This window comes from Streptomyces panaciradicis (genome assembly GCF_023516615.1).
GTDB lineage: Bacteria > Actinomycetota > Actinomycetes > Streptomycetales > Streptomycetaceae > Streptomyces > Streptomyces panaciradicis.
Genome location: NZ_JAMGBF010000054.1, coordinates 1 through 26,296 on the forward strand (window position 1 = coordinate 1; position 26,296 = coordinate 26,296).

General features: G+C 71.8%; 20 protein-coding genes and 1 pseudogene. 8 read left to right on the forward strand and 13 right to left on the reverse strand.

Features of this window, described 5'->3' with window-relative positions:
* Together M8J74_RS19990 and panB are read right to left on the reverse strand one after the other, a co-directional pair.
* A partial coding sequence (locus M8J74_RS19990; protein WP_249837732.1) for an ATP-binding cassette domain-containing protein occupies nucleotides 1-489 on the reverse strand: 489 nt, incomplete at its 3' end.
* 211 nt (nucleotides 490-700) lie between these two features.
* On the reverse strand, nucleotides 701-1,576 hold the full coding sequence (gene panB / locus M8J74_RS19995; RefSeq protein ID WP_058925680.1) for a 3-methyl-2-oxobutanoate hydroxymethyltransferase: 876 nt from the start codon (nucleotides 1,574-1,576) through the stop codon (nucleotides 701-703).
* A 182-nt stretch (nucleotides 1,577-1,758) separates the two neighbouring features.
* Between panB and M8J74_RS20000 the strand changes: the two genes are divergently transcribed.
* From M8J74_RS20000 to M8J74_RS20015, 4 genes and pseudogenes are all read left to right on the forward strand, one after another.
* Nucleotides 1,759-3,348 carry an MFS transporter gene (locus M8J74_RS20000; RefSeq protein WP_249837733.1) on the forward strand — a complete coding sequence of 530 codons (1,590 nt, stop codon included), beginning with the start codon at nucleotides 1,759-1,761 and terminating at the stop codon, nucleotides 3,346-3,348.
* A gap of 63 nt (nucleotides 3,349-3,411) precedes the next feature.
* Nucleotides 3,412-4,053, forward strand: a complete 642-nt coding sequence (locus M8J74_RS20005; RefSeq protein ID WP_249837734.1) for a TetR/AcrR family transcriptional regulator — start codon at nucleotides 3,412-3,414, stop codon at nucleotides 4,051-4,053.
* 268 nt (nucleotides 4,054-4,321) lie between these two features.
* Nucleotides 4,322-5,303, forward strand: a pseudogene (locus tag M8J74_RS20010) (endonuclease/exonuclease/phosphatase family protein).
* A 106-nt stretch (nucleotides 5,304-5,409) separates the two neighbouring features.
* The gene (locus tag M8J74_RS20015; protein WP_249837736.1) at nucleotides 5,410-6,627 is read left to right on the forward strand and encodes an MFS transporter; all 1,218 of its coding nucleotides are present in this window, start codon (nucleotides 5,410-5,412) and stop codon (nucleotides 6,625-6,627) included.
* Nucleotides 6,628-6,777: 150 nt separating this feature from the next.
* Here the strand turns inward: M8J74_RS20015 and M8J74_RS20020 are convergent, their stop codons facing one another.
* From M8J74_RS20020 to M8J74_RS20045, 6 genes are all read right to left on the reverse strand, one after another.
* The gene (locus M8J74_RS20020) at nucleotides 6,778-8,820 is read right to left on the reverse strand and encodes an NAD(+) synthase (RefSeq protein WP_249837737.1); all 2,043 of its coding nucleotides are present in this window, start codon (nucleotides 8,818-8,820) and stop codon (nucleotides 6,778-6,780) included.
* 121 nt (nucleotides 8,821-8,941) lie between these two features.
* Nucleotides 8,942-10,558, reverse strand: coding sequence for a multicopper oxidase family protein (locus M8J74_RS20025; protein ID WP_249837738.1), 1,617 nt, complete (start codon nucleotides 10,556-10,558; stop codon nucleotides 8,942-8,944).
* 110 nt (nucleotides 10,559-10,668) lie between these two features.
* Complete coding sequence (locus tag M8J74_RS20030; protein WP_249837739.1) at nucleotides 10,669-10,842, reverse strand: hypothetical protein; 174 nt, start codon at nucleotides 10,840-10,842, stop codon at nucleotides 10,669-10,671.
* An 86-nt stretch (nucleotides 10,843-10,928) separates the two neighbouring features.
* A complete protein-coding gene (locus tag M8J74_RS20035; RefSeq protein WP_249837740.1) occupies nucleotides 10,929-12,866 on the reverse strand; it encodes a S53 family peptidase in 1,938 nt (645 codons plus the stop codon).
* Between the two features lie 225 nt (nucleotides 12,867-13,091).
* A complete protein-coding gene (locus M8J74_RS20040; RefSeq protein ID WP_249837741.1) occupies nucleotides 13,092-13,718 on the reverse strand; it encodes a DUF305 domain-containing protein in 627 nt (208 codons plus the stop codon).
* Nucleotide 13,719: 1 nt separating this feature from the next.
* Nucleotides 13,720-14,406, reverse strand: coding sequence for a thioredoxin-like domain-containing protein (locus M8J74_RS20045; protein ID WP_249837742.1), 687 nt, complete (start codon nucleotides 14,404-14,406; stop codon nucleotides 13,720-13,722).
* Nucleotides 14,407-14,567: 161 nt separating this feature from the next.
* Between M8J74_RS20045 and M8J74_RS20050 the strand changes: the two genes are divergently transcribed.
* The gene (locus M8J74_RS20050) at nucleotides 14,568-15,002 is read left to right on the forward strand and encodes an RrF2 family transcriptional regulator (RefSeq protein ID WP_249837743.1); all 435 of its coding nucleotides are present in this window, start codon (nucleotides 14,568-14,570) and stop codon (nucleotides 15,000-15,002) included.
* Between the two features lie 223 nt (nucleotides 15,003-15,225).
* On the opposite strand, the gene M8J74_RS20055 is transcribed toward M8J74_RS20050, so the two are convergent.
* Nucleotides 15,226-16,413 (reverse strand): globin domain-containing protein, encoded by a 1,188-nt coding sequence (locus M8J74_RS20055; protein ID WP_249837744.1) that lies wholly within the window; start codon nucleotides 16,411-16,413, stop codon nucleotides 15,226-15,228.
* Nucleotides 16,414-16,746: 333 nt separating this feature from the next.
* Between M8J74_RS20055 and glnA2 the strand changes: the two genes are divergently transcribed.
* Nucleotides 16,747-18,108, forward strand: coding sequence for a gamma-glutamylpolyamine synthetase GlnA2 (gene glnA2, locus M8J74_RS20060; protein ID WP_249837745.1), 1,362 nt, complete (start codon nucleotides 16,747-16,749; stop codon nucleotides 18,106-18,108).
* A 249-nt stretch (nucleotides 18,109-18,357) separates the two neighbouring features.
* Nucleotides 18,358-19,119: a hypothetical protein gene (locus M8J74_RS20065; RefSeq protein ID WP_249837746.1), complete on the forward strand. Its 762-nt coding sequence runs from the start codon at nucleotides 18,358-18,360 to the stop codon at nucleotides 19,117-19,119.
* A gap of 15 nt (nucleotides 19,120-19,134) precedes the next feature.
* On the opposite strand, the gene M8J74_RS20070 is transcribed toward M8J74_RS20065, so the two are convergent.
* The 4 genes from M8J74_RS20070 to M8J74_RS20085 form a co-directional block, all read right to left on the reverse strand.
* The gene (locus tag M8J74_RS20070; RefSeq protein ID WP_249837747.1) at nucleotides 19,135-20,157 is read right to left on the reverse strand and encodes a TolB family protein; all 1,023 of its coding nucleotides are present in this window, start codon (nucleotides 20,155-20,157) and stop codon (nucleotides 19,135-19,137) included.
* Between the two features lie 82 nt (nucleotides 20,158-20,239).
* A complete protein-coding gene (locus M8J74_RS20075; RefSeq protein ID WP_249837748.1) occupies nucleotides 20,240-21,532 on the reverse strand; it encodes an MFS transporter in 1,293 nt (430 codons plus the stop codon).
* 1 nt (nucleotide 21,533) lies between these two features.
* The gene (locus M8J74_RS20080; RefSeq protein ID WP_249837749.1) at nucleotides 21,534-22,436 is read right to left on the reverse strand and encodes an alkaline phosphatase family protein; all 903 of its coding nucleotides are present in this window, start codon (nucleotides 22,434-22,436) and stop codon (nucleotides 21,534-21,536) included.
* Between the two features lie 110 nt (nucleotides 22,437-22,546).
* Nucleotides 22,547-22,987 (reverse strand): VOC family protein, encoded by a 441-nt coding sequence (locus M8J74_RS20085; RefSeq protein ID WP_058925693.1) that lies wholly within the window; start codon nucleotides 22,985-22,987, stop codon nucleotides 22,547-22,549.
* Nucleotides 22,988-23,285: 298 nt separating this feature from the next.
* Between M8J74_RS20085 and M8J74_RS20090 the strand changes: the two genes are divergently transcribed.
* Nucleotides 23,286-26,282 carry a bifunctional [glutamine synthetase] adenylyltransferase/[glutamine synthetase]-adenylyl-L-tyrosine phosphorylase gene (locus M8J74_RS20090; RefSeq protein WP_249837750.1) on the forward strand — a complete coding sequence of 999 codons (2,997 nt, stop codon included), beginning with the start codon at nucleotides 23,286-23,288 and terminating at the stop codon, nucleotides 26,280-26,282.
* The last annotated feature ends 14 nt before the right edge of the window (nucleotides 26,283-26,296 follow it).

The window sequence follows — 26,296 nt, forward strand, 5'->3', positions numbered from 1 at the left end:
GCGCCCGATCATCGAGGCGGCGAGGTCGAGCCGCCGCCGCATGCCGCCGGAGTAGGTGCTCGCGGGCCGCTTGGCGGCGTCCGTCAGCGAGAACCGCTCCAGCAGTTCGTCGGCGCGGGCGCGGGCATCCTTGCGGGGCAGGTCGAGCAGCCGCCCGATCATGTACAGGTTCTCCCAGCCCGGCAGCTTCTCGTCGACCGAGGCGTACTGCCCGGTGAGGCCGATCACCCGGCGCAGCTGGCGGGGCTGGCGCAGGACGTCGTAACCGGCGACGGTCGCCTCGCCGGCGTCGGGGGAGAGCAGCGTGGAAAGGATCCGCACGAGGGTGGTCTTGCCGGCCCCGTTCGGCCCGAGCACACCCATCACGGTGCCCTCGCGCACGTCCAGGTCGACGCCGTCCAGCGCCTTGGTCTCGCCGTAGTGCTTGACCATCCCCCGCACGGTGACGGCGTTGCCGCCGCCGCTGGAGTTCTTGTCGATTCGCGTCATGAACAAGACGCTCCCAGCCCCCACCGACAAACGACCGACAGCCCACCGACAGCACCGACAGACCACCGACAGCGGTGAAATCCAGCCCGTCCGGCGCAGCCCCCAGGGGCGGTCACCCCCACAAAGCCAGCAGCCCGCCGACGGGGGAAGATCGGCGGGCTGCCTCTGTGCCGCAGTGGCTCAAGTGGACGCTGTGGCCCTGGTGAACGCCCTAGTGAACGCTGTGCTCCTCCAGCGGGAAGCCCCCGCCGACCACGTCCTGCGCGAACTCCTTCACCGCGTCGCCCATGACCTCACGCAGGTTCGCGTACTTCTTGACGAACTTCGGCACCCGGCCCGAGGTCAGGCCCAGCATGTCCGTCCACACCAGCACCTGCGCGTCCGTCTCCGGCCCCGCGCCGATGCCGACGGTGGGGATGTGCAGCACGCGCGTGACCTCGGCCGCCAGCTCCGCCGGGACCAGCTCCAGCACCACGGCGAAGGCGCCCGCGTCCTGGACGGCCTTGGCGTCCCGCAGCAGCTGCTGGGCCGCCTCCTCGCCGCGCCCCTGGACGCGGTAGCCCATGGCGTTCACGGACTGCGGGGTCAGCCCGATGTGGGCCATGACCGGGATGCCGGACTCCACGAGCAGCCGGATCTGCTCGTGCGAGCGCTCGCCGCCCTCCAGCTTCACGGCGCCCACCCCGGCGTCCTTCACCAGCCGGGTCGCCGAGCGCAGCGCCTGCACCGGCCCCTCCTGGTAGGAGCCGAAGGGCAGGTCGCCGACGATCAGGGCGCGCCGGGTGCCGCGCACCACGGCGGCCGACAGCATCGTCATCTCGTCCATGGTGACGGGCACGGTCGTCTCGTAGCCGAGGTGACAGTTGCCCGCCGAGTCGCCGACGAGGAGCACAGGGATGCCGGCCTCGTCGAAGACGGAGGCGGTCATGGCGTCGTACGCGGTGAGCATGGGCCACTTCTCGCCCCGCTCCTTGGCGAGGGCGATGTCGCGGACGGTGATGCGGCGGGTGCTCTTTCCCCCGTACAGCGCCTTGCTGCCGTCGGAGGGGGCGTTCTGCGCGGTCTGGGCAGCCGAGAGCTGCGTCATGGCAACGGCTCCTTCAGTCATCTCGAGGCGCCCTGACGGCGTCCCCGGATCACCCCCATGGTGGCACCTCGTGCCAGGCGCGGCCAAGAGGACCTGCGTCACGTGAGAACAATGAGTAAGGGGTGGGTAAAAACATTTTCGATACGGCACCGTCTCGTATCGATATTGCTTACGGTAGGGGCATGACCTCTCCTGCCGTCCCAGCTCCTCGCATACCCGAAGCGGTGCACCGGCGCCGCTGGGCGATCCTCGGCGTGCTGATGCTGAGCCTGCTGATCGTCGTCCTGGACAACTCGATCCTGAACGTCGCCATCAAGACCATCTCCACTCCGGCCCCCACCGGCCTGGGCGCCACGCAGAGCGAGCTGGAGTGGGCGATCAACGCCTACACCCTCGTCTTCGCGGGCCTGCTGTTCACCGCGGGGCTCATCGGCGACCGGATCGGCCGCAAGAAGGTGCTGCTCGGCGGTCTCGTCGTGTTCGGCATCGGCTCCGCGCTCGCCGCCGAGTCCGGCTCACCCGCACAGCTCATCGCCTACCGCGCGGTGATGGCGCTGGGCGCCGCGTTCGTCATGCCGGCCACCCTCGCCGTCCTGATGAACGTCTTCGAGCGCGAGGAGCAGCCCAAGGCCATCGGCATCTGGGCCGGCGGAGTCGGCCTCGCCATCGCCATCGGCCCGATCACCGGCGGTGTGCTCCTGGACCACTTCTGGTGGGGCTCGGTCTTCCTGATCAACGTGCCGATCGTGCTCCTCGCCCTCGCGCTGATGGTCTGGCTGGTGCCGGACTCCCGCGACCCGAAGCCCGGCCGCGTCGACCCGATCGGCGTGGTGCTCTCCGTCGTCGGTCTCGTCCTGCTCGTCTACGGCATCATCAAGGGCGGCGAGCTCGCCGACTTCACCGACCCGCAGGTGCTGGCCACCATCGGCGCCGGTGTGGTGATCCTCGCCGCGTTCGTGCTGTTCGAGAAGCGCAGCGACCACCCGTCCCTGGACGTCAGCTACTTCAAGAACAAGGTGTTCTCGGCCGCCATGGCCGCCATCGCGCTGGTCTTCTTCGCGCTGATGGGCGTGACCTTCTTCTCGGTCTTCTACACCCAGAGCGTGCGCGGCTACTCCCCGCTGCAGTCCGGCCTGCTGATGCTGCCGCTGGCCGCCGCGCAGATGATCTTCGCCCCGCGGGCCCGGCTCGTCGTCGACCGGTTCGGCCACAAGGCCACGACCGGCGGCGGCCTGCTGCTGCTCGCGGGCATGCTGGCCGCGTTCGCCGGGTTCGAGGCGGACACCCCGATCTGGGTCCTGGAGGTCGTGTTCTTCCTCATGGGCACCGGCATGGCCCACGTCATGACCCCGACGTCCGTCGTCATCATGCAGGCCCTGCCGCGCGAGAAGGCCGGCTCCGCGTCCGCGCTGAGCAACACCTTCCGCCAGGTCGGCGGCGCCCTCGGCATCGCCGTCCTCGGCTCGGTGCTGTCCACGGCGTACCGCAACGGCATCGAGGGCAAGCTCTCCCTCCTGCCGGCCGGCCTCAGGGACGCGGCCGGCGAGTCCATCGAGGCCACGCTCGGCGTCGCCGCCAAGCTCGGCCCGCGCGGCAAAGGGCTCGTCGGCTCCGCCAACGACGCCTTCCTGCACGCCATGCACGTCACCGCCCTGTGCGGCACGGTCGTGGCCCTGATCGGTGCGGTGGTGGTGTTCCTGTTCCTGCCCGGCAAGCCGCCCGCCCGCCAGGAGGGCGAGGAGCAGCAGCAGTTGGTGGCAGCGGCGGAATAACCCCTTCCGCTCCACCGGGTGGCAGCGGGGACAATCGCTCCAGTACGAGGAAGGGACGCAGCAGTGAGCCTTGCCGACAGCCCAGCCGCTTCCGGGGCCCCCGCACGGGGACGCCCCCGCAGCGAGGCGGTCGAACGCGCCGTCATAGAGGGCGTGCTGAAGCTCCTGGAGGACGGCGTGCCCCTCGCCGACCTCTCCATCGAGCGCATCGCCCGCACGGCCGGGGTCGGCAAGGCCACCATCTACCGCCGCTGGAGCGGCAAGGAGGAGCTCTTCGTCGACGTCGTACGCGCCGCCGAGCCGCCGGACCCCGAACTGCCCGGCACCTCCATGCGCGACGACCTGGTGGCCCTGCTGGAGCCGCTGCGCCAGCGCGGTGTCATGACCCGCAGCTCGGCGCTGCTGCACAACGTGTTCGCCCAGATGAAGAGCAGTCCGAAGATCTGGGCCGCCTACCACTCCTCCGTGGTCGCGCCGCGGCGCAAGTTGCAGATCGAGATCCTGCGCCGCGGACAGCAGACCGGCGAACTGCGCGACGACGTCGACATCGACCTGCTGCACGACCTGCTCGTCGCCCCGATGCTGGTGCGCACCGTGATGCGGCCGCACGCCGCCGTCGAGCCCGACCTCTCCGAGGGCCTGTCGGAGCAGATCGTGGACACGCTCCTCGAAGGACTACGGCCCGTCAGTTCGCCGTCCGCGTAACCCGAATGTGCGCGTTGTGTCACAGAGCGCGCTTTCCGCCCGCACCCACGGAACCCGTGACGGCGGCCCCCACGTCCCACTGCCCGTACGGCCGCCGCACGGCGGCAGGATCGACGCCGATCATCCCCTAGGGTCTTAGGAGGGCGTGCCCCTCCTCGGGGGACGAACGGTGTGCACGGCAGGCAGTGAGGCGACGCGGTATGGCGCAGCAGGCATACATGACGGAGACGGACAACGGCGGCTCGGGGCCCGAGCGTCCGGGAGCCCGATTCCGGCGCCTGATGAAGCGTCTGCTCTCCGGCTGGCGCGGCGACCCGAGAATCTGGCGCCGCGGCATCGTCCTCGCCGCCCTCGCGGTGGTCCTGGCCCTGGTCATGCTGCTGCACGCGAGGGTCCCCAACACCATCGGCAACCTGGGCAGTCTCACCGAGACCTTCCTGCCCTGGCTGGGCCTGCTGATCCCGGTCCTGCTCCTGCCGGCCCTGGTGCGCAAATCCGCCACGGCGCTGATCGCCCTGATCCTGCCGGTCGCCGTGTGGCTGAACCTGTTCGGCGGCCTGCTCACCGACAAGACAGGCAGCGGCGGCGACCTCACCGTGGCCACGCACAACGTCAACGCCGACAACCCCGATCCGGCGGGCACCGCCCGGGACGTGGCCGCCTCCGGCGCGGACGTGCTGGCCCTGGAGGAGCTGAAGGCCTCGGTCGTCCCGGTCTACGAGAAGGCGCTCGCGTCGACGTACAGGTACCACTCCGTGCAGGGCACCGTCGGCCTGTGGAGCAAGTACCCGATGAGCGGCGTCAGGGCCGTCGACATCAAGCTGGGCTGGACCCGCGCCATGCGGGCCACCGTCACCACCCCGCAGGGCCCGGTCGCCTTCTACGTCGCCCACATGCCGTCGGTCCGCGTGAAGCTGAAGGCCGGATTCACCGCCCGCCAGCGCGACACCAGCGCCGACGCCCTCGGCGAGGCCATCGCCGACGAGACGCTGCCGCGCAAGGTGCTGCTCGGCGACCTCAACGGCACCATGAACGACCGCTCCCTCAACGGCGTCACCTCCCAGATGCGCTCCACCCAGGGCGCGGCGGGCAACGGCTTCGGGTTCAGCTGGCCGGCCTCGTTCCCGATGGCGCGGATCGACCAGATCATGGTCCAGGGCGTCGAGCCGGTGAGCTCCTGGACGCTGCCGGCGACCGGGAGCGACCACCTGCCGGTGGCGGCCCGTGTGAACCTCGACACCCGCTCTTAACCTGCCGGAATAGTGGGCCTGAGAGACTTTGTTCCGCCAGTGAACATAGACTGGCGGAACACCCGTCCCTCTGACTTCCCGATCTCGGAAAGGAACAGGCCCCTTCATGCCCCTGGCCCTGCTCGCTCTGGCCGTCGGCGCTTTCGGTATAGGCACCACCGAGTTCGTGATGATGGGCCTGCTGCCCGACGTCGCGACCGACCTGCACGTCTCCATCCCCACCGCCGGTCATCTGGTCTCGGCGTACGCGCTGGGCGTGGTGATCGGCGCCCCGCTGCTCGCCGCGCTGACCGCGCGGATGTCCCGGCGCACGGTCCTGATCGGCCTGATGGCGCTGTTCGTGGCAGGCAACGCCCTCTCCGCGTTCGCCCCGGGCTACGACTCCCTGCTCGCCGCCCGCTTCCTCAGCGGCCTGCCGCACGGCGCCTTCTTCGGCGTGGGCGCGGTCGTCGCCACGAACATGGTCGCCCCCGAGCGCAAGGCACGCTCCGTCTCGCTGATGTTCCTCGGCCTGACGGTCGCCAACATCGCGGGCGTACCGGTCGCCACGCTCATGGGCCAGCACCTGGGCTGGCGGGCCACCTTCCTCGGCGTCAGCGCGATCGGCCTCGCGGCCATCGCCGCACTGGCCCTGCTCATCCCGCACGACCACACCCAGGCGCCGGCCGCCGGACTGCGCCGCGAGCTGACCGCCCTGAAGTCGCTGCCGGTGTGGCTGGCCCTGGGCACCACGGTCGCCGGCTTCGGCGCGCTGTTCTCCGCCTACAGCTACATCACCCCGATGCTGACGGACGCCGCCGGATACGCCGACACCAGCGTCACCCTGCTCCTCGCCCTCTTCGGCGTAGGCGCGACGATCGGCAACCTGCTCGGCGGACGCCTGGCGGACCACTCCCTGCGCGGCACCCTCTTCGGCGGCCTCGTCTCCCTGGCCGCCGTCCTGGCCCTCTTCCCGCTGCTGATGTCCGCCCAGTGGAGCGCGGCGATCGCGGTCACCCTGCTCGGCGCGGCGGCCTTCGTCACCGGCTCCCCGCTGCAGCTGATGGTCATGGAGAAGGCGTCGGCGGCCCCGTCGCTCGCCTCCTCGGCCAACCAGGCCGCCTTCAACCTGGCGAACGCCGGCGGAGCCTGGATCGGCGGCGTCGCCCTGGCCGCGGGCTTCGGGGTCACGTCCCCGGCCCCGGCGGGCGCGATGCTGGCGGTGCTGGGACTCGGCGTCGCGGCGGTGGCGTACGCGGTGGACCGGCGCCGGGTTCCGCAGAGCGGCAGGCAGCGTCTCGTCGCCGTCCATCTGCCGGAGGCCTCGGAAGTCCTGCACCGCTAGACGCCGTCGGGCATGCTCAGCCCGTCCGGCGTGTGAGGACGAGGCCCGAAGGGCCGACGGGGGGTCTGGGGGCGCAGCCCCCAGGGCCGCGCACCCCCACCCACCCGCACCCGCACCGACCCGACCCGCCCCGCACCGCCCCGCACAGACCTACTCGGCGGCCAACTCCTCGAACCGCTCCAGATCCCGCAGCCACGCCCGCGCCGAACTGTCGCTCGGCGCCCGCCAGTCGCCCCGCGGCGACAGCGAACCGCCCGCCGACACCTTCGGCCCGTTCGGCATCGCGGACCGTTTGAACTGCGCGAACCCGAAGAACCGCCGGCAGAACACGTCCAGCCAGCGCCGGATCTCCGGCAGGTCGTAGGCGACCCGCTTGGCGTCGGGGAAGCCCGGCGGCCAGTCGCCGGCCTCCGCGTCGTGCCAGGCGTGCCAGGCCAGGAACGCGATCTTCGACGGCCGGAAGCCGTAGCGCAGCACGTGGAAGAGCGTGAAGTCGTGCAGCGCGTACGGCCCGATCTTCGACTCCGTCGACTGCATCTCCTCGCCGGGCACCAGCTCCGGGCTGATCTCGGTGTCGAGGATCGCGGCGAGGGTCTTGCCGGTCTCCTCGTCGAACTGGCCGCTGCTGATGACCCACCGGATCAGATGCTGGATCAGCGTCTTCGGCACACCGCCGTTGACGTTGTAGTGGCTCATCTGGTCGCCCACGCCGTACGTCGACCAGCCGAGCGCCAGCTCGGAGAGGTCACCGGTGCCGAGCACGATGCCGCCGCGCTGGTTGGCCAGCCGGAACAGGTAGTCGGTGCGCAGACCGGCCTGCACGTTCTCGAAGGTGACGTCGTAGACCGGCTCACCGGCGGCGAACGGGTGGTCCATCTCCTTCAGCATCAGCCGCGCGGTCGGCGTGATGTCCAGCTCGGCGGAGGTGACGCCGAGGGAGTTCATCAGCTTGTGGGCGTTGTCCTTGGTGTGGTCGCTGGTGGCGAACCCGGGCAGGGTCCAGGCCAGGATGTCGCTGCGCGGCCGCCCCGCGCGGTCCATGGCGCGGGCGGCGACGATCAGCGCGTGCGTGGAGTCCAGGCCGCCGGACACCCCGATGACGACCTTCGGGCCGCCGATCGACACCAGGCGCTGCTGGAGGCCCGCGACCTGGATGTTGTACGCCTCGTAGCAGTCCTGGGCGAGCCGCTCGGCGTCGGCCGGCACGAACGGGAAGCGTTCGAGACGGCGCCTGAGACCCAGGTCGCCCAGGGGCGGCTCCAGTTCGAACGCCACCGTACGGAAGTCACCGGTGCGGTCCTGGTGCGTACGGCGGTTCTCGTCGAACGTGCCCATCCGCAGCCGCTCCTGCCGCAGCAGGTCGAGGTCCACGTCGGCCACCGCGTACTCGTCGCCCAGCGGGAAGCGCTCGGTCTCGGCCAGCAGCACGCCGTTCTCGTAGACCATGGCCTGGCCGTCCCAGGACAGGTCGGTGGTCGACTCGCCGAGACCGGCCGCGGCGTAGACGTACGCGGCCAGACAGCGGGAGGACGCCGAGCGGCACAGCAGCTTGCGGTCCTCGGCGCGGCCCACCGTGATCGGGCTGCCCGAGAGGTTGACCAGGACGGTCGCACCGGCCAGGGCCGCCTCCGCGCTGGGCGGCACCGGCACCCACATGTCCTCGCAGATCTCCGCGTGCAGCACCAGACCGGGCACGTCCTCTGCCGCGAACAGCAGGTCCACGCCGAACGGCACCGTCTCGCCGGCGACCCGGATCGTCCCACCGCGCTCGTCGGCGCCGTCGCCGATCTGCCGCCGCTCGTAGAACTCGCGGTAGTTCGGCGGGTACGACTTCGGCACCACGCCCAGGACGCGGCCGCGGTGCACGACCACCGCGCAGTTGTAGACCCGGTTGCGGTGGCGCAGGGGGGCGCCGACGACCAGGACCGGCAGCAGCCCGGCCGAGCCGGCCACCACGTCCCGCAGCGCGCCCTCGACCTCGTCGAGCAGGGCGTCCTGCAGCAGCAGGTCCTCGATCGAGTAGCCGCACAGCACCATCTCCGGGAAGACGGCGACCGCGACGCCCTCCTCGGCGCACCTGCGCGCGTGACGCAGCACCGCCTCGGCGTTGGCGGGCGGGTCGGCGATGACGGTGTGGCCCGTGCAGGCGGCGACCCGCGCGAAACCGTGCTGATAGATCGACCAGAAGTTCAACGGTGCTTCCTCGGGTGAAGGCGGAGTCGAGGCAGGCGCCCAGTGTAATCGTCAGAGCGACGCGATGGGGGTGCGGGGGGCGGCTCGCACCCCGTCCCGCGCCCCCGGGCGCCTGGCGTCCTCAGCTCTGGTACCCCACCACCGTCATCATTCCCGCCTCCGCGTGGTAGACGTTGTGGCAGTGCAGCATCCACAGGCCCGGGTTGTCGGCGTCGAAGTCGACCGAGAGCGTGCCCTTGGGCAGCACCAGCGCCGTGTCCTTGCGCACCCCGTCCTGGTCCCCCGCGGCCAGCGCGAAGGTGTGGCCGTGCAGATGGATCGGGTGCCACATGGACGTCCGGTTGGTGAAGCGCAGCCTGACCCGTTCCCCGGCGCGCACGGGGTGCCGCTGCGAGGCGTCGTAGGGCTTGCGGTCGAAGGCCCAGTCGTAGCGCGTCATCGTGCCGGTCAGCGACAGGTCGATTGTCCGGTCCGGCGCCTTCCGCTCCAGCGCGACCGACTCGTCGACCGTGAGCTTGTGCGCGGCCAGGAGCCTTCCGTCGAGCTCCTGCGGGCGGGCCTCGGCGGTGGGCGCCGCGCCGCCGCCGGTGCGCAGGACGGCCATCGTGGAGGCGTTCTTGCCCTCGGCCAGCGCGGTCAGCGGGAAGGCGCCGTCGCCGGCCGTCACGATCACGTCGTACCGCTCGCCCATGCCGATGAGCAGCGCGTCCCCCTGCGCGTGCCGCACCGGGTAGCCGTCGGTGTGCGTCACCGTCAGCTCATGGCCGCCGAGGGCGACGCGGAAGGCGGTGTCCCCGCCGGCGTTGATCAACCGGATCCGGATCCGGTCCCCCGGATCGGCCCGGAAGACCGAAGGAGCCTCCGCCGTACGCCCGTTGACGAGGTAGTACGGATACGCCACATCGCCGGGGTCGCCGCCCAGCAGGTCGCTGCGGGCACCCACCAGCCTCCGGGAGGGGCCGGACCCGTCCGAGGACGCCGACGCCGGACCCGGCGTCCGCATCGACATGCCGGACATGCCCTGGCCGGCGGACCCGGACCCGGACCCGGAGCCCGAGCCGTCCATGTCCATGCCGCGCATCCCGCCGCCCAGTTCGGCGAGCACGGCGTCCGGGGTGGAGCCGTCCACCCCGTCGACCCAGTCGTCCAGCAGCACGACCCACTCCCTGTCGTACGACAGGGGCTCCCTCGGGTCGTCGACGATCAGCGGGGCGTACAGCCCCCGGTCCAGCTGGACCCCGGTGTGCGGGTGGAACCAGAACGTGCCCGGATACGGGACGGTGAAGCGGTAGTCGAACGCCGCCCCCGACTCGATCGGGCCCTGGGTCAGGCCGGGCACGCCGTCCATGTCGTTGCGCAGGGCGATGCCGTGCCAGTGCAGGGAGGTGGTGTCGGGGAGGTGGTTGGCCAGGGTCAGGGCGAGGGTGTCGCCCGCGGTGACCCGGATCTCCTCGCCGGGCAGATCACCGCCGTACGACCAGGACCTGACGGTGTGTTCGCCGAGGTCCAGCCGGCTCTCGGTGGCGGTGAGGCGGTGCTGCCGGACGGTGCCGCCGCTCGCGGCGCGCCGCTGCTCGGCGGCGGCCACCTCCGCGCCGCCCGGACTCACATAGCCCGTGGGGGAGTTCGGGGTGGAGCCGCCTGACGTGCTCGCGGCCGCGTCCGGGGACGCGGCCAGGGCTCCCGCCCAGGCGAGGACGGACGCGCCGAGGACCGAACGGCGGGTGGGAAGGGGCATGATGTGCTGACACCTCGTCTGAGTGGTGCTGGGCAAAAGGCCGTACCGTACGGGTCTGCCGCTTCGGGGTGCCCCTCCGTGAGGGCGGGCCGAGGCGGCCGGTGCGAGGCCTATATGTGCAGCACCGACAGGCCGTCGAACGACGGTCTGCCGGGAGGTGGGGTCAGCCACGGGGCCCGCGGGGCGCGGGCGGGGCGGGACGGAACGCGCGCGATGACGAGGCCGAGGAGCAGGACGGCGAGCGGCAGCGGCCGCCGGTCCGTCGCGCTCCTCGATCCGGTCATGTGCGCACCCTACCCCCGCCGGGTATGCGAACGCCCGCTCCCCGGAGGGAACGGGCGCACGCTGTTTCGCCGGTGTCGCGAGGACCTCAGTGGCGCTTGTACGAGTCCACGTAGCCGTTCGCGGGCGAGCCCACGCCGGTCACGTCGTCGTAGCCCTTGACCGCGGACAGCGAGCTGTCCTTGCCGAGGCTGCGGACCGAGGTGACGAGACCGCCGGTGGCGTCGTAGCCGTTGGCGAAGTCCACGCGGGCGACCGCGAGGTCCTTGCCGGTCGGCTTGTCGGTCACGTCGTGGTACACGCCCTTGCCGTAACGGGCGTAGATCTCCGGGTTGGCGAAGCCGATCGCCTTGCCGCGCGCCTCCTGGGCCAGGGCCTGGACGGCGGCGATGACCGGGGCCGCGAGCGAGGTGCCGCCGATGCGGTACTCGTCGTAGGCCTGGGTCTTGCCGTCGGGCATGGTCTGCGTCTGGCCGACCAGGAAGCCGGTGTTGGGGTCGGCGATGGCCGCGATGTCCGGGACGACACGGTTGCCCTCGGCGTTGTTGGCCGTGGCCAGCGCGTTCGGGACGACGCCCTTCTGGTAGTACGGCTCGGCGACCGTCTTGCTGGTGCCGCCGCCCGCGCCCGAGGTGAAGGCGCCGGGGAAGTTGGTCCAGCTCTTGCCGTCGGCCGACAGCAGGGCCTTCTCGGTGCCCCAGCCGGTCTCCCACTGGTAGGCGTCGCTCTTGCCCACCGCGAGGGAGGTACCGCCGACCGCCGTCACCCAGGCCGAGTTGGCCGGGGTGTCGACCTGCTTCGTACCGGTGTTGGCGACCTCGTCGCCGTTGTCACCGGAGGAGAAGTAGAAGCCGATGCCCTCGACCGCGCCGAACTGGAACACCTGGTCGTAGGCGGCCGCGAGGTCCGGCGTCTGGTTGGCCTCGATGTCGCCCCACGAGTTGGAGACGATGTCGGCGAGGTGGTTGTCGACCACCTTGCTCAGCGAGTCCAGCAGGTCGTTGTCCATGCAGGACGCCGAGCCCACGTAGGTGACGTCCGCGGCCGGCGCGACCGCGTGCACGGCCTCGACGTCGAGGGTCTCCTCGCCGTACCAGCCCGCGGCCCCGCAGTCCTTGGTGTTCGTGTACTTCGCGGGCAGCACCTGGTGCAGCTGACCGGTCGTCCACTTGGCGTCGCCGTGCTTCGTCGCGTACGTCTGCGCGTCGAGGGCGATGGTCGGCGAGGCGTAGGCGTCCGTGATGGCGACGCGGACGCCCTTGCCGGTGTAGCTGCCCGCGCCGTACGCGGCGCGCAGCTGCTTGCCGGTGTAGCCCTTGATGGCGTACGGGATCTTCGAACCGTACGCGTCCGGCAGCGTGCTCGCGATGTTCGAGCCGTAGTACGAGGAGAACGGCCCGGAGTTGCGGAACACGGTCTCCGGCGGCGGCAGCTGGTCGTCGTGGGTCGCCTTGTGCGGGGCGTTGTCCAGGCCGGTGACGGTCAGGACGGCACCCTTGAGGCTGTCGGGCACCGAGGCCGTCTTCGACGGCGCGCGGTAGGTCTTCGAGCCCTTGGCGAAGTTGTGCAGCTGGGTGCCGAACGCCTTCTCGGCGGCGGCCACGTCACCGGAGACGGAGACGTAGTGCCGGGTGACGCCGGTGACCTTCAGGCCGTTCGACTTCAGCCACGACGTGACCGCGGCCACCTGGGCCTTGGTCGCGCCGAAACGTGTCTGCGCCTTCTTGGAGCTGAGGTACTTGCCGTAGAGCGGCGAGCTCGGGTCGGACACGGCCCTTGCGTAGGCCGCGAGGCCCGCCGCGTCCTTGCCGGCCAGGTAGACCCGGAGGGAGACCTGGGCGCCGTTGGAGGCATCGCCCTTGTCCGCCTTGGCCGTCGCCCACGCGGGCTTGGTGCCCGCGAGCGCGTCCCTGGCCGGGTTGTCCGCGGCGTGCGCCGCGGGTATGCCGAGCGCCAACGCGCCGGCGAGCATGGGCAGAGTTGCCGCCATGCTCGTGGCACGCAGTCTGGCGCGGTTGGATCTCATAGAACCCCCTGCGATGCGGTTCTTCGCATGTGTGGTCGTCTCGTCGCAGTGATCCGCGTAGACATCCCGCTCCGCGGCGGAGGGGCGGGGTGTGGATCAAGCGATGGGGGCCACTCTTTCGATGAACCGTTCATGCCAGGGGAAATCGCAGGCCAAGAGAACCCCAAGGAACGGTCAGGACGGGCGATTTGGGGTTTTCGTCCCTACGCTCGCAAGCCCGAAATGCTAGGAACGCGCTTTCGCGCCCCGCTCCTTGAGCATGTCCGCCATCAGCTGGATCTCCGACCGCTGCGCCTCGACCATGCCCTGCGCGAGCCGCTTCTCCACGCCCACCGTGCATTTGGCGACGCAGCCCTCGGCCATGTGGACGCCGCCCTTGTGATGCTCCGTCATGAGCTGCAGGTACAGCACCTCGGCCTGCTTGCCGCCGAGGGCCGACAGCTTCTTCAGCTCGGTGTTGGTGGCCATCCCCGGCATCAGCGCGCCGTCCTTGCCGGACGCCATGCCGCCCATGCCCATCCAGGTCATCGGCGGGTCCGCCGACACCTTCGGCAGCCCCCACAGGTCCAGCCAGCCCAGCAGCATGCCGCGCTGGTTGGCCTGCGTCTGGGCGATGTCGTAGGCGAGCCGCCGTACTTCCTCGTTCTTCGTGCGGTCCCGCACGATGTACGACATCTCCACGGCCTGCTGGTGATGCACCGCCATGTCCCGCGCGAACCCGGCGTCCGCGGAGTCGGCGGACGGCGTGCCCGGGCCGGAGCCGTCGTCCTCGGCGACCGCGTACGTGACCGCGCCGGCCGCGACCAGCACCGCCGCGGCGGCCCCCGTGATCCAGCCGATGTGCCGCTTCACGTCACATCGTCCCGCCGGTGCACGAGGCGCCCGGCTCGGGCGTCTGCTTGCCCTGCACGTACGTCTCGAAGAACTTCGCGACCTTCGGGTCGCTCGCGCTCGTCACCCCGAGCTGGTGCCCCCAGGCCGACAGCTCGATCGGCGAGGTCTGGTTCTCGTACGGGCTCATCAGCGAGTACGGCGTCTGCTTCACCTTCGCCGCGAGCGTGTCGACGTCCGCCTTCTTCGCCTTGCTCGTGTACGTCACCCACACGGCGCCGTGCTCCAGCGCGTGCACGGCGTTCTCGTCGTGCACGGCCTTGGTGTAGACGTCGCCGTTGCAGTTGAGCCACACCTGGTTGTGGTTGCCGCCGACCGGCGGGTGCATCGGGTAGTCCACGGTCCCGGTGACATGCGTGCGCGCCAGCTTGCCCGTCCAGGTCCGCACGCCGTCCTTGCCGGTGACGAAGTGGCCGGAGTCCCCGGAGTTGCCGCCCTTGGAATCGCTCGCGGTGTCGTTCTTCTTGCCGTCGTCGCCGCTCTGGGACTTCACGACGAAGACGCCGCCGACGACCAGACCGGCGACCACGACCACGCTCGCCGCGATGGTCAGGATCCGGTTGCGCCGCTCGCGGGCCTGCTCGGCGCGCCGCATCTCCTCTACGCGCGCTCTGCGTGCCGCGCTGCTGCTCTTGTTGCCGGAAGCCATCGCGGTGTCCTTCTGGGGAAAAGAGACGATCGGGTGGCCTGATCGTAGTGGGGCGGGGGAGTGATCCAGCAGACGGGTCACAGCCAATCGATTCCGACCGGCGCACGACCGATGCCGACCGATAATTTGAACCGCAGATGCGCATTATCTACGCTGGCTTCATGCGGCTGCTGCGCTCCACCGACCTCGCCCTGCGCGTCCTGATGCGGCTCGCCGTCGCGGGCGACTCCAGCCCCACGACCCGCGAGGTCGCCGCCGGCGTGGACGTGCCCTACACCCACGCGGCGAAGGTCGTCGCCGAACTGCAGCACATGGGGCTCGTCGACGCCCGGCGCGGCCGCGGCGGCGGACTCTCCCTCACCGACCGGGGGCGTACGGCGTCCGTCGGCGCCGTCGTGCGCGCCTTCGAGGGCGACGGCGACGTGGTCGACTGCGAGGGGGCGACGCCCTGCCCGCTGAACTCCGCCTGCCGTCTGCGCGGCGCGCTGCGGCGGGCCCAGGAGGCGTTCTTCGCCGCCCTGGACCCGCTCACCGTGGCGGACATCGTCGCGGAACCGACGGGGCCCCTGCTGCTCGGGATCTCCCGGGCGTCCTGAGTCGGGGCCGGACTTTCGCACCCTTGGGGCGGGAGCTCGGACGGTCCGAGCCGGATGGGCCACTGGGTGCCTGAAGCGGGCGCGGAGCCGCAGCGGGTCCCGACATGGGCCCGGGGCGGGCGGTATCCGCTCTCCCGGGCCGTGTCCCGCACCGCGGACCGGACCCGCTCCGCGGGCGTCCTGGATCAGGCCCGGGCCTGGCCGGGCGCGGCTCAGGCGCGGCTCAGGCCCGGCTAAGCCACAGGTCGGGGCCGAAGACCTCGTAGTGGATGTCGGCCGGGGCGACCCCCCTGTCGATCAGCTGGGCGCGCACCGCCCGCATGAAGGGCAGCGGTCCGCACAGGTACGCGCGCGTGCCCGCCGCCACGTCGACGGCGTCGAGGTCGACCAGGCCGGTGCGGGCGCCCGGGGTCGCGTCCCGCTCGTACCAGAAGTGCACGGCCGCGTCCGGGAGCTTGCCGGCGTAGGCCTCGTGGTCGGCGCGCAGGGCGTGGTCGGCGGGGGAGCGGTCACCGTGGACGACCGTGACCGGGGCGCGGTGGCCGGTCTCCGCGAGGCGCGCCAGCATGGCGACCATCGGCGTCACGCCGATGCCGGCGGAGGCGAGCAGCAGGGGGGTGCCGGCGGCGTCGTCCAGGACGAGGTCGCCGTACGGGGCGGACAGCTCCAGGACGTCGCCCTCGCGCACGCGCGCGTGCAGATGGTTCGACACCTCGCCGTCGGGCGCGTCGCCGTCGTCCCGGACCCGCTTGACGCTGATCTGCCGCAGGGTCGAACCGGGTGCCCCGGACAGGCTGTACTGGCGTATCTGGCGGGCGCCGTCCGGCAGCTCGGCGCGCACGGAGACGTACTGGCCGGCGCGGAAGTCGGCGACCGGCCCGCCGTCGGCCGGGCGCAGCCGGAAGGTGACCACGTCCGCGGTCTCGGCGACGCGCTCGACCACCTCCCAGTTCCGCCGGCCCGGTTCGCCGGACTCCTCGTACAGGCGCTTCTCGATCGCGACGAGGGCGTTCGCCATCAGCCAGTAGACCTCGTCCCAGGCGGCCGCGACCTCGGGGGTGACGGCCTCGCCGAGGACGCCGGCGATGGCGGCGAAGAGGTGCTCGTGGACGAGCGCGTACTGCTCGGGTGTGATGCCCAGGGAGGCGTGCTTGTGGGCGATGCGGGCCAGCATCGCGTCCGGACGCGACTCCGGGTGCTCCAGGAGGTGCGTGGCGAAGGCCGCGATCGAACCGGCGAGCGCCTGGCGCTGTGTGCCGGCCGCCTGGTTGCCGCGGTTGAACAGGTCGCGCAGCAGCTCGGGGCGGGCGGTGAACAGGCCGGCGTAGAAGCGCTCGGTGATCTCGTCGAGGTGCGCGCCGACGGCGGGGAGGGTGGCGCGGACGGTGACGGCGGCTGACTCGGACAGCATCGGGACTCCTCTTGGTCCTCCGAGCCCGGTCCTGCGAACTCGGCTGATCGGAACCGTAGTTAAACTTGCATCTGAGATGCAAATTATCGAGGAGTGGCGTCGCTCACGGACGAAGCGGGTCCGGGCGTTACGGATGTCGGTCCGAGCAGGCAAGATGGGCTGCGGAGCCGTACACCCGCCGCCGTGCGTGAGGCGTTCAGCCCGAGGCCGTTTCGACGATCAAGGTCGGCAACGCGCATGAAATGCTGTTGTGGTGTGATGCTCAGGTGCCCGACCGCCTCCTGCGGGACACGGAGACAGGCGGCCTGACCAGCAAGGATGGGGAAGCGGAAGATGGACAAGCAGCAGGAGTTCGTGCTCCGGACCTTGGAGGAGCGCGACATCCGGTTCGTACGCCTGTGGTTCACGGACGTGCTGGGCTTCCTCAAGTCCGTCGCCGTGGCCCCGGCCGAGCTGGAACAGGCCTTCGACGAGGGCATCGGCTTCGACGGCTCGGCCATCGAGGGCTTCGCCCGCGTATACGAGTCCGACATGATCGCCAAGCCGGACCCGTCCACCTTCCAGATCCTGCCCTGGCGCGCCGAGGCCCCCGGCACCGCCCGCATGTTCTGCGACATCCTCATGCCGGACGGCTCCCCGTCCTTCGCGGACCCGCGCTACGTCCTCAAGCGCGCCCTCACGCGCGGCTCCGACCTGGGCTTCACCTTCTACACCCACCCCGAGATCGAGTTCTTCCTGCTGAAGGACCGCCCCCTCGACGGCACCCGCCCCACCCCCGCCGACAACTCCGGCTACTTCGACCACACCCCGCAGAACATCGGCATGGACTTCCGCCGCCAGGCGATCACCATGCTGGAGTCGATGGGCATCTCGGTCGAGTTCTCCCACCACGAGGGCGCCCCCGGCCAGCAGGAGATCGACCTGCGCTACGCCGACGCCCTCTCGACGGCCGACAACATCATGACCTTCCGCCTGGTCATGAAGCAGGTGGCGCTGGAGCAGGGCGTCCAGGCGACGTTCATGCCGAAGCCGTTCTCGGAGCACCCCGGCTCCGGCATGCACACCCACCTCTCCCTCTTCGAGGGCGACCGCAACGCGTTCTACGAGTCCGGCTCGGAGTACCAGCTCTCCAAGGTCGGCCGCTCCTTCATCGCCGGCCTGCTCCGCCACGCGGCGGAGATCTCCGCGGTCACCAACCAGTGGGTCAACTCCTACAAGCGCATCTGGGGCGGTTCCGAGCGCACCGCCGGCGCCGGCGGCGAGGCCCCCTCCTACATCTGCTGGGGCCACAACAACCGCAGCGCCCTGGTCCGCGTCCCCATGTACAAGCCCGGCAAGACCGGCTCCGCGCGCGTGGAGGTCCGCTCCATCGACTCCGGCGCCAACCCCTACCTCACCTACGCCGTCCTCCTGGCCGCGGGCCTGAAGGGCATCGAGGAGGGCTACGAACTCCCGCCGGGCGCCGAGGACGACGTCTGGGCCCTCTCCGACGCCGAACGCCGCGCGATGGGCATCGAGCCGCTCCCCCAGAACCTGGGCGAGGCCCTGACCCTGATGGAACGCAGCGACCTGGTCGCGGAGACCCTGGGCGAACACGTCTTCGACTTCTTCCTGCGCAACAAGCGGCAGGAGTGGGAGGAGTACCGCTCCGAGGTGACGGCCTTCGAGCTGCGGAAGAACCTGCCCGTGCTGTAGGGCGGTTGAGTGAGCGGGTGGGGTCGGCGGTCATGGACCGTCGGCCCTTCTTCGTCTTCGGGCGGTGGGGTGGCGGGGTGTGCAAGGGGCCGCATGGTGCTGATGTGCGGCTTTCGTGCCCTTCCTGGTGGTGGGGCGTGGCCGAACGCTGGAAGGGCCGGGGTTCGACTTGCGTGCGGGCGGGGCGTCCTCGTTCCGGCGGGTTCGGATGTCACGGCTGAGGGTTCACCCGAGAGAAGGTGTTCGAGCATGGCGACAGCTGTGGAGCGGGCCTCGTCGAGGAGGAGCAAGAGTCTCGCGGTTCCCCTCGCGTGGCTTTTCGAGGCGCTCGGAGTGCTGAACCAGGGGTCGAGCCGGGCGCCGGCCAACCCGTCCCCGGAGGAGGCGGCCAGGACCGTCGGCGTGAGCACGAACACGCTGAACGTCACGCGGGTGCTGGGGCTGGGGGCGTTCATCACCGTAACGGGCGCCGCCGCTCTGGGACTCTTCGCCGTCGACAAGAAGACGGACGCGGCGTCTGTCGTGGTCGCGGCCTATGCCAGTGTCGGTGTCATCGTCGCCGCGGCCCTGCTGACGGCGGCGATCATCGTCAGCGCCGACATCCGGGCCCGCGTGGCCGTGAACGCCCCCACCGCGCTGACCGCTCTCGGCAGGAGGTCCGCGGTACAGGGTGTTTCCGCCGGGGTCAGCGACACCCAGGCGTTTGTCGCGGCCTGGCACGACGCGCTGGACGTCCTCAGGGGTGCCCTGAAGGAGTCCGAGCAGTACGTCGACGATCAACTCACGGCCTGGCTCGACGCCTGCGCCAGCACCCACCGCACGGCGCAGTTGCAGCCGGCGGAGGAGCAGCGGGCCATGCACGCCCGGCTCCAGGCCAGTCAGCGGCTCGTCCTGGGCAGGTTCGAGAGCCTGATCGGGGAAGAGGACGCGAGGGCACGGATGAGGTCGCGGGCCGAGATCGCGTACGTGCTCGAGGCCATGGACCGGAGCATTCACCTGCTCAAGGTGTAGCCGCCGCGCGGGTGGCTACGGGCCGGTGTACGCCGGGGACACCGCCGCGGTGCTGATGCGTCGGGGCTTTCCGCCGCCGTCCGCCGGGATCGTGTACAGGTCCGCGCCGTAGTCGCCGGGCAGGGCGTAGACCAGGGTGTGGTCGTCGCGCCAGACCGCCTGGTCGTCGACGCTGCGGGGTTCGGCCAGGGGGGTTTCCCGCATGGTGCGCAGGTCCAGGACGTACAGACGCCAGGGGGCGTCCTTGGGGAGGCCCTTCACCCGTTTCTTGAAGGCGATCCGGGTGCCGTCGGGGGACAGGGACGGGCACTCCACGTCGGTGTGGAGCGTGGTGAGCGTGCGGGCGCGCAGGTCGCCCCGGACCAGGTAGGTTTGGCCCTTCGTCGCCATCGTCGCGTAGAACGTGCGGTCGTCCGAAGCGAACGTCACGCCCCAGAAGTTCAGGTCCGCCGCGCGATAGGGGCGGCCGTCCTTCAGCACCCGGTAGGCCTCCAGGGACGGGGTCAGCTTCCCGGAGCGGACGTCCACGATCGCCGCGCGGGTCGAGAAGTTCGTGCCGGCGTACGAGTCGCCGCCCACGAAGGCCGTCCACGCGGCGAAGTGGCCCGTCGGGGAGACGCGGGCGCGGGACGGGATGCCCGGCACGTCGTACCTCGACCGCTCCTTCAGGTGGGCGTCGAGGACGACCGCCCGGTAGGTGTCGGAGACGGCGCCGTGCACCGCCTGCAGGCACACTCCGGTGCCCGAGGCGGCGTAGAAGCGCAGGCACTTGACGCCGGAGGCGGTGCGCGGGCCGGAAGGGTCGGTCGCCCGGACCGTCGTCAGCTCGTCGCGGTGCGGGCCCCAGGCCATGTTCCGGAAGACCATGCGGCCGGGGGTGGTCAGGGTGACCGTTCCGGAGGTCACCCGGGGGCCGCCGGGCTGGGCCTGGTCACGGCGTTCCGCGCGGGCCGAGGCGTGCAGGAGCGAGGCCACGGCGACCGCCGCGAGCGCGACCAGGGCCGCCAGCAGGACGAGGATGCGGTTGCGCAGGGTCATGCGGGGACCTTCCGGGCGGCGGCACGGCGCGAGACGGTGAGGGGCGGGAGCGCGGGCGGGGTCGGGGTCGGGGCCGGGGTCATCATGCGGCCGCCCCCGTTGCCTTAGGTCCCGCAGGTGCTCCAGGGCGCAGAAGGGCCAGGGACACCGCCGCGCACAGCGCCAGCGTCACCGTCGACGCCAGCAGCGCCGTACGGTCGCCCCACAGCGACCACGCGGCGCCGAACCCCAGCGAGCAGGCGAACCGGGCGAGTGCCTGGCCGGTCTGCACGACCGCGAGGCCCGACGACCGCAGGTGCTCCGGCACGCCGTCCGAGGCCGCCGCCATCAGCACGCCGTCGGTGGCCGCGTAGAACGCGCCGTGCAGGAGGAGGACGGCGCAGGGGAGCGCGGGGCCGTGCCAGGCGGTGAGCAGCAGCGCGTACGCGGTCAGCAGGGCGCCGTGGCCGGCGAGGAAGACCCGCCACCGGCCCACCCGGTCCGCCAGCCTGCCGAGCGGCACCGCGAGCAGCAGGAACGCCGCCGCCGTGCCCAGCGGGAGCAGCGCGAACCAGCGGTCGGGGACGCCGAGGCGGTGTTGCAGGAGCAGGTACACGAAGGAGTCGCTCACGGTCGCCAGGCCCAGCAGGAGCGCGCAGACCGTGACGCGGCGGACGTCGCGGCGGCGCAGCAGGCCGACCGCGGCGCGCAGCGTGGGGCGTACGGCGGCCTCGAGCGCCGGTGCCGTCGACGACCCCGGCACGAACAGCACCAGGACCAGCACCCCGAGCGCGGCCACGCAGAAGCTGACCGTGAACACCGCGTCGTAGCCGTCCACCGTCGCCCGCAGGATCAGGAAGGCCACCAGCGGGCCCAGCAGCGCGCCCGCCGTGTCCATCGCCCGGTGCACGCCGAAGGAGCGGCCCCGGGTCTCGGGTGTCGACGACAGGGAGATGAGCGCGTCCCGCGGGGCCGTGCGCAGGCCCTTGCCCGTGCGGTCGGCGGCCAGGACCAGGCCGATGGGGGTGAGGGAGTGGGCCAGCAGCAGGAGGGGCTTGCAGAGGGCCGAGATGCCGTAGCCCAGGCCCGCCACCGCCTTGTGGCGGCCGCCGCCCCGGTCGGCGAGATGGCCCCCGGCCAGGCGTACGAGCGCCGAGAAGCCGTTGTAGACGCCGTCCAGGAGCCCGAAGCCCAGCGGGGACAGGCCGAGGCTCGTGACGAGGTACAGGGGGAGCACCGCCGTCACCATCTCCGACGAGACGTCGGTGATCAGGCTGACGGTGCCGAGCGCGAGGACGGTGGGCGCGACCGCGGTGCGGCGCCACCCGGCCCGTGCGGGCCGGGCGGCGCCTTCCGCGGACGCCGGCGGGGCCGCGCGGCTGTCCGCTACGTACACGTCAGGACGCCCAGATGCCCGTGATGTCCGTCGCGGAGGCCGCGTTGCCCGCGTGCGTGGACAGGCCCTGCGTGTCCTCCAGGGTGCGCAGCAGGTCGTAGTGGTTGTAGGTGGCCGAGGACGAGGAGCCCGCCGTCACCGGCTGGCCGTACAGGACCGTCGGGATGCGGTTGCCCGACAGCCGGTTGTCCTCGTCGAAGGTGACGACGAGCAGGCTGTTGTGGGTCTTGGCCCAGGTGGCGTAGCCGCCCAGGTTGTTCTTCAGCCAGGTGTCGCCGGTGGACACCGAGCAGTCGTGCATGTCGCTGCACAGGTTGGGGGTGACGAAGGAGATCTGCGGCAGCGTCGAGTAGTCGGTGGGGAACTGCGCGAACGTCTTCGCGGTCGACGTCGGCACGTTCTTGAAGCCGAACCACGGGTCGTGCTTCTGTGCGTAGTTGCCGCTGCTGCACGTGGTCGAGCCCTGGCTGGGCAGCGACTCGTTGTAGCTGGCCCAGGTGCGGCCGGCCGCGATGGCCTCCGAGGCGAGGTTGGCGGCCGAGGAGAAGCCCGGGGTGACGCAGCTGTCGTCGGTGACGCCCTGGGTGGAGCCGGAGAACAGGGCGTAGTAGTTCGGCTGGCTCGGGTGGGTGATGCCGTACGACTGGGTCAGGTTCGCCCCGCCGGTCTTCAGCGAGTTGATGTACGGCGCGCTGGAGGAGCCGATGACCTGGCTGTAGGCGTGGTTCTCCATGACCACGACGACCACGTGGTCCGGGGTCGGCACGGCCGAGGCCGCGGACGAGGAGCCGCCGAGGCCGGTCCACAGACCGACGGCCGCGGCCGTGAAGGCGAGCGTGGACGCGAGTGCGGCGCGGCCGCGGCGGGCCCTCGGACGGGCAGGACTTGCGGTACTGCCGGACACATCAACCTCCGGAGGGGGGAAGGGCGGGGCTGGCGGTGCGGACAGAGCATGCACACGCCAACATGCCCGCGCCCCACCGTGCCCAACCGGAGGGATGAAGAGCGGGTGAACTACTGCCGCTCGGCGGCCTGCCGCGCCAGCACCTCGTGCAGCGGCTCGGTCGCGCGGCGGCGGTACTCCTGGATCGCCCATCCGTTGCCGTCCGGGTCCTTGAAGTACAGGAAGGTGGCCCCGTCCTGGTCGGTGAACCGCTGCGGCTCGCTCACCTCGAGACCGCGCGCGGTCAGCTCGTCGTACGCGGCCTTCGCGTCGCTCACACAGAGCTGCATCCCGTGGTACGTACCAGGCTGCGGCATGCCGGTCGGCACCTGCAACCCGTCGACCAGCGCGATGGAACAGCCGGAGCCGGGCGGGGTGAGCTGGACGATCCGCACGCCCTCCATCACCTCGCCGTCGAGGTCCACGTGGAAGCCGACCTTGTCCCGGTAGAACTCCTTGGCGCGGTCCACGTCGGAGACCGGCAGCAGGATCACTTCGAGGCTCATGTCCATGAAAACGACTCCCTCGTCGTCGTACGGCTCCTCAACACCGAAGCGCGAAAACCGTCCCGGGCGCCACCGAATACCGTCCGGCGCGCCGCCGACCGACCCCCCGGCGCGCCGCCGACTGACCTCCGGCGCGCCGCCGACCGACCTCCGGGGCACGACCGATCCACGTCCGGCACGCCACCGATCGACGTCCGGCGCGCCACCGAACAGCGCGAAGGCGAGGGGCTCCGCCCGGGCGCCCGTGTCGGTGGCTGCGGTTAGGCTCGGGCCAGTACGACCTTGATCCGAGGGGAGGCCGCGGATGACGGCGCCGGGGCGCAGGAGCAGTACCTTCACACGACTGCTTCGGCACGGCTTCACCGATGCCTCGGCCGCCGAGCGGCTGCTGGACAGCGACGAGCTGATGCCCGTGCGCAATGACCCGGTGCTGCTGGAGGCGCTGGGCGCCACCGCCGACCCGGACCAGGCGCTGCTCGGTCTCGTCCGGCTGCTGGAGGCGCAGCCCGACCCCACCGCGCGCCGCGAGCTGCTCGACACCCTGATAGCGGCCAAGCCGCTGCGCGACCGCCTCCTCGGCGTGCTCGGCGCCTCCGCCGCGCTCGCCGACCACCTCGCCCGGCACCCCAGGGACTGGCACGCCCTGGTCACGTACGAGCCGCGGGACCTGCACCCGGGGGTGGAGGAGTTCGAGCGGGGCCTCGCCGAGGCCGACGACCCGGTCTCCCTGCGGGTCGCCTACCGCCGCTGTCTGCTGTCCATCGCCGCCCGTGACGTCTGCGGCACCACGAACGTCGCCGAGACCGCCGCCGAGCTCGCCGACCTCGCCACCGCGACCCTGCGCGCCGCCCTCGCCATCGCGCGCGCCGCCGCGCCCGAGGACGCCGCGCTGTGCCGGCTCGCGGTGATCGCGATGGGCAAGTGCGGCGGCCACGAACTGAACTACGTCTCCGACGTCGACGTCATCTTCGTCGGCGAGGCCGTGGACGGCGCCGACGAGGGCAAGGCGCTCCGGGCCGCCACGAAGCTGGCCTCGCACATGATGCGGGTCTGCTCGGAGACCGCGGTCGAGGGCTCGATCTGGCCCGTCGACGCCAACCTCCGCCCGGAGGGCAGGAACGGCCCCCTGGTGCGCACCCTCTCCAGCCATCTCGCCTACTACCAGCGCTGGGCCAAGACCTGGGAGTTCCAGGCGCTGCTCAAGGCCCGCCCGGTGGCCGGCGACATCGAGCTCGGCGAGGAGTACGTCATTGCCCTGGAACCCCTGGTCTGGCAGGCCGCCGAGCGCGAGAACTTCGTCGCGGACGTGCAGAAGATGCGCCGCCGGGTCGTCGAGAACATCCCCGCCGCCGAGGTCGACCGCGAGCTGAAGCTCGGCCCCGGAGGGCTCAGGGACGTCGAATTCGCCGTCCAGCTGCTGCAGTTGGTGCACGGGCGGGCGGACGCGTCGCTGCGCAGCGGGACGACGCTCGACGCCCTCCAGGCGCTCGCCGCCGGCGGGTACGTGGGACGGCAGGACGCCGTGCAGCTCGACGACGCCTACCGCTTCCTGCGGTCCATGGAGCACCGCATCCAGCTGTACCGGCTGCGGCGCACGCACCTCGTCCCCGAGGACGACGCCGACCTGCGCCGCATCGGCCGCTCCCTCGGCCTGCGCGCCGACCCCGTCGCCGAGCTGACCCGTGAGTGGCGGCGCCACACGGCCGTCGTACGCCGTCTGCACGAGAAGCTCTTCTACCGGCCGCTGCTCGACGCCGTGGCCCAACTCGCGCCCGGTGAGGCCAGGTTGAGCCCCGAGGCGGCGCGGGAGCGGCTGGTCGCGCTCGGGTACGCCGACCCGGCCGCCGCGCTGCGCCACCTGGAGGCGCTGGCGTCGGGGGTGACGCGCAAGGCCGCGATCCAGCGGACCCTGCTGCCCGTGCTGCTGGGCTGGTTCGCGGACTCCGCCGACCCGGACGCGGGCCTGCTGAACTTCCGCAAGGTGTCGGACGCGCTCGGCAAGACGCCCTGGTACCTGCGGCTGCTGCGGGACGAGGGCGCCGCCGCGGAGAACCTCGCGCGCGTGCTGTCCGCCGGCCGGCTCGCCCCCGATCTGCTGATGCGGGCGCCCGAAGCGGTGGCGCTGCTCGGCGACGGCGACGCCGGGGGGCTGGGCCCGCGTGGCCGGGACCATCTGGAGCAGGAGATACTCGCCGCGGTCGGCCGCGCGGAGGGCGCGGTCCAGGCGGTCACGGCGGCGCGCGGCGTCCGGCGCCGGGAGCTGTTCCGCACGGCCGCCGCGGACATCGTGGGCTCGTACGGCACCGAGACGCACCCCGCCGAGGCCGATCCGGGCGCCCTGGTGGACCGGGTGGGCGCCGCGGTGTCCGACCTGACCGCGGCCACCCTCGCGGGCACCCTGCGCGCGGTGGTGCGGGACGGCTGGGGCGAGGAGCTGCCGACCCGGTTCGCCGTCATCGGTATGGGCCGCTTCGGCGGCCACGAACTGGGCTACGGCTCCGACGCCGACGTCGTCTTCGTGCACGAGCCGCGCGAGGGCGTGGGCGAGCGGGAGGCCGCCGACGCGGCGAACAAGGTCGTCTCCGAGATGCGGCGGCTGCTGCAGATCCCGAGCGCGGACCCGCCGCTGCTGATCGACGCGGACCTGCGGCCCGAGGGCAAGTCGGGCCCGCTGGTGCGGACCCTGAACTCGTACGAGGCGTACTACCGCCGCTGGTCGCTGGTGTGGGAGTCGCAGGCGCTGCTGCGGGCCGAACCGGTCGCGGGCGACGAGGACCTCGGCCGCCGCTTCGTGGAGCTGATCGACCCGCTGCGCTACCCGGCGCGGGGGCTCGGGGACGAGGCGGTGCGCGACATCCGGCGGCTGAAGGCCCGTATGGAGGCCGAGCGGCTGCCGCGCGGCGCCGACCCCAAGCTGCACACCAAGCTCGGGCCCGGCGGGCTGTCCGATGTGGAGTGGACCGTGCAGCTGATGCAGTTGCGGCACGGCCACGCGGAGCCGGGACTGCGGACGACCCGGACGCGCGCGGCCCTGGCGGCGGCGCGTGCCGCCGGGCTGATCCGGGCCGAGGACGCGGAGACCCTGGACGAGGCGTGGGTGCTGGCCACGCGCGTGCGCAACGCCGTGATGCTGGTGCGCGGCCGGGCCGGCGACACCTTCCCCTCGGACGGCCGCGAGGTGGCCGCCGTGGGCCGCTACCTGGGCTACGGCGACGGAATGGTCGGCGACATGCTGGACGCCTACCGCCGCACGGCACGCAGGGCGCGGTCGGTGGTGGAGGAGCTGTTCTACGGGGGCTGACTCCATGGGGGCTG

What these genes read in the sequence shown, in the direction of transcription:
- M8J74_RS20015 (WP_249837736.1), top strand. Translation starts at nt 5,410, where the DNA reads ATGCCCCTGGCCCTGCTCGCTCTGGCCGTCGGCGCTTTCGGTATAGGC.
- panB (WP_058925680.1), bottom strand. Translation starts at nt 1,576, where the DNA reads ATGACGCAGCTCTCGGCTGCCCAGACCGCGCAGAACGCCCCCTCCGAC.
- M8J74_RS20050 (WP_249837743.1), top strand. Translation starts at nt 14,568, where the DNA reads ATGCGGCTGCTGCGCTCCACCGACCTCGCCCTGCGCGTCCTGATGCGG.
- M8J74_RS20025 (WP_249837738.1), bottom strand. Translation starts at nt 10,558, where the DNA reads ATGCCCCTTCCCACCCGCCGTTCGGTCCTCGGCGCGTCCGTCCTCGCC.
- M8J74_RS20090 (WP_249837750.1), top strand. Translation starts at nt 23,286, where the DNA reads ATGACGGCGCCGGGGCGCAGGAGCAGTACCTTCACACGACTGCTTCGG.
- M8J74_RS20055 (WP_249837744.1), bottom strand. Translation starts at nt 16,413, where the DNA reads ATGCTGTCCGAGTCAGCCGCCGTCACCGTCCGCGCCACCCTCCCCGCC.
- glnA2 (WP_249837745.1), top strand. Translation starts at nt 16,747, where the DNA reads ATGGACAAGCAGCAGGAGTTCGTGCTCCGGACCTTGGAGGAGCGCGAC.
- M8J74_RS20000 (WP_249837733.1), top strand. Translation starts at nt 1,759, where the DNA reads ATGACCTCTCCTGCCGTCCCAGCTCCTCGCATACCCGAAGCGGTGCAC.
- M8J74_RS20085 (WP_058925693.1), bottom strand. Translation starts at nt 22,987, where the DNA reads ATGGACATGAGCCTCGAAGTGATCCTGCTGCCGGTCTCCGACGTGGAC.
- M8J74_RS20035 (WP_249837740.1), bottom strand. Translation starts at nt 12,866, where the DNA reads ATGAGATCCAACCGCGCCAGACTGCGTGCCACGAGCATGGCGGCAACT.
- M8J74_RS20065 (WP_249837746.1), top strand. Translation starts at nt 18,358, where the DNA reads ATGGCGACAGCTGTGGAGCGGGCCTCGTCGAGGAGGAGCAAGAGTCTC.
- M8J74_RS20045 (WP_249837742.1), bottom strand. Translation starts at nt 14,406, where the DNA reads ATGGCTTCCGGCAACAAGAGCAGCAGCGCGGCACGCAGAGCGCGCGTA.
- M8J74_RS20070 (WP_249837747.1), bottom strand. Translation starts at nt 20,157, where the DNA reads ATGACCCTGCGCAACCGCATCCTCGTCCTGCTGGCGGCCCTGGTCGCG.
- M8J74_RS20030 (WP_249837739.1), bottom strand. Translation starts at nt 10,842, where the DNA reads ATGACCGGATCGAGGAGCGCGACGGACCGGCGGCCGCTGCCGCTCGCC.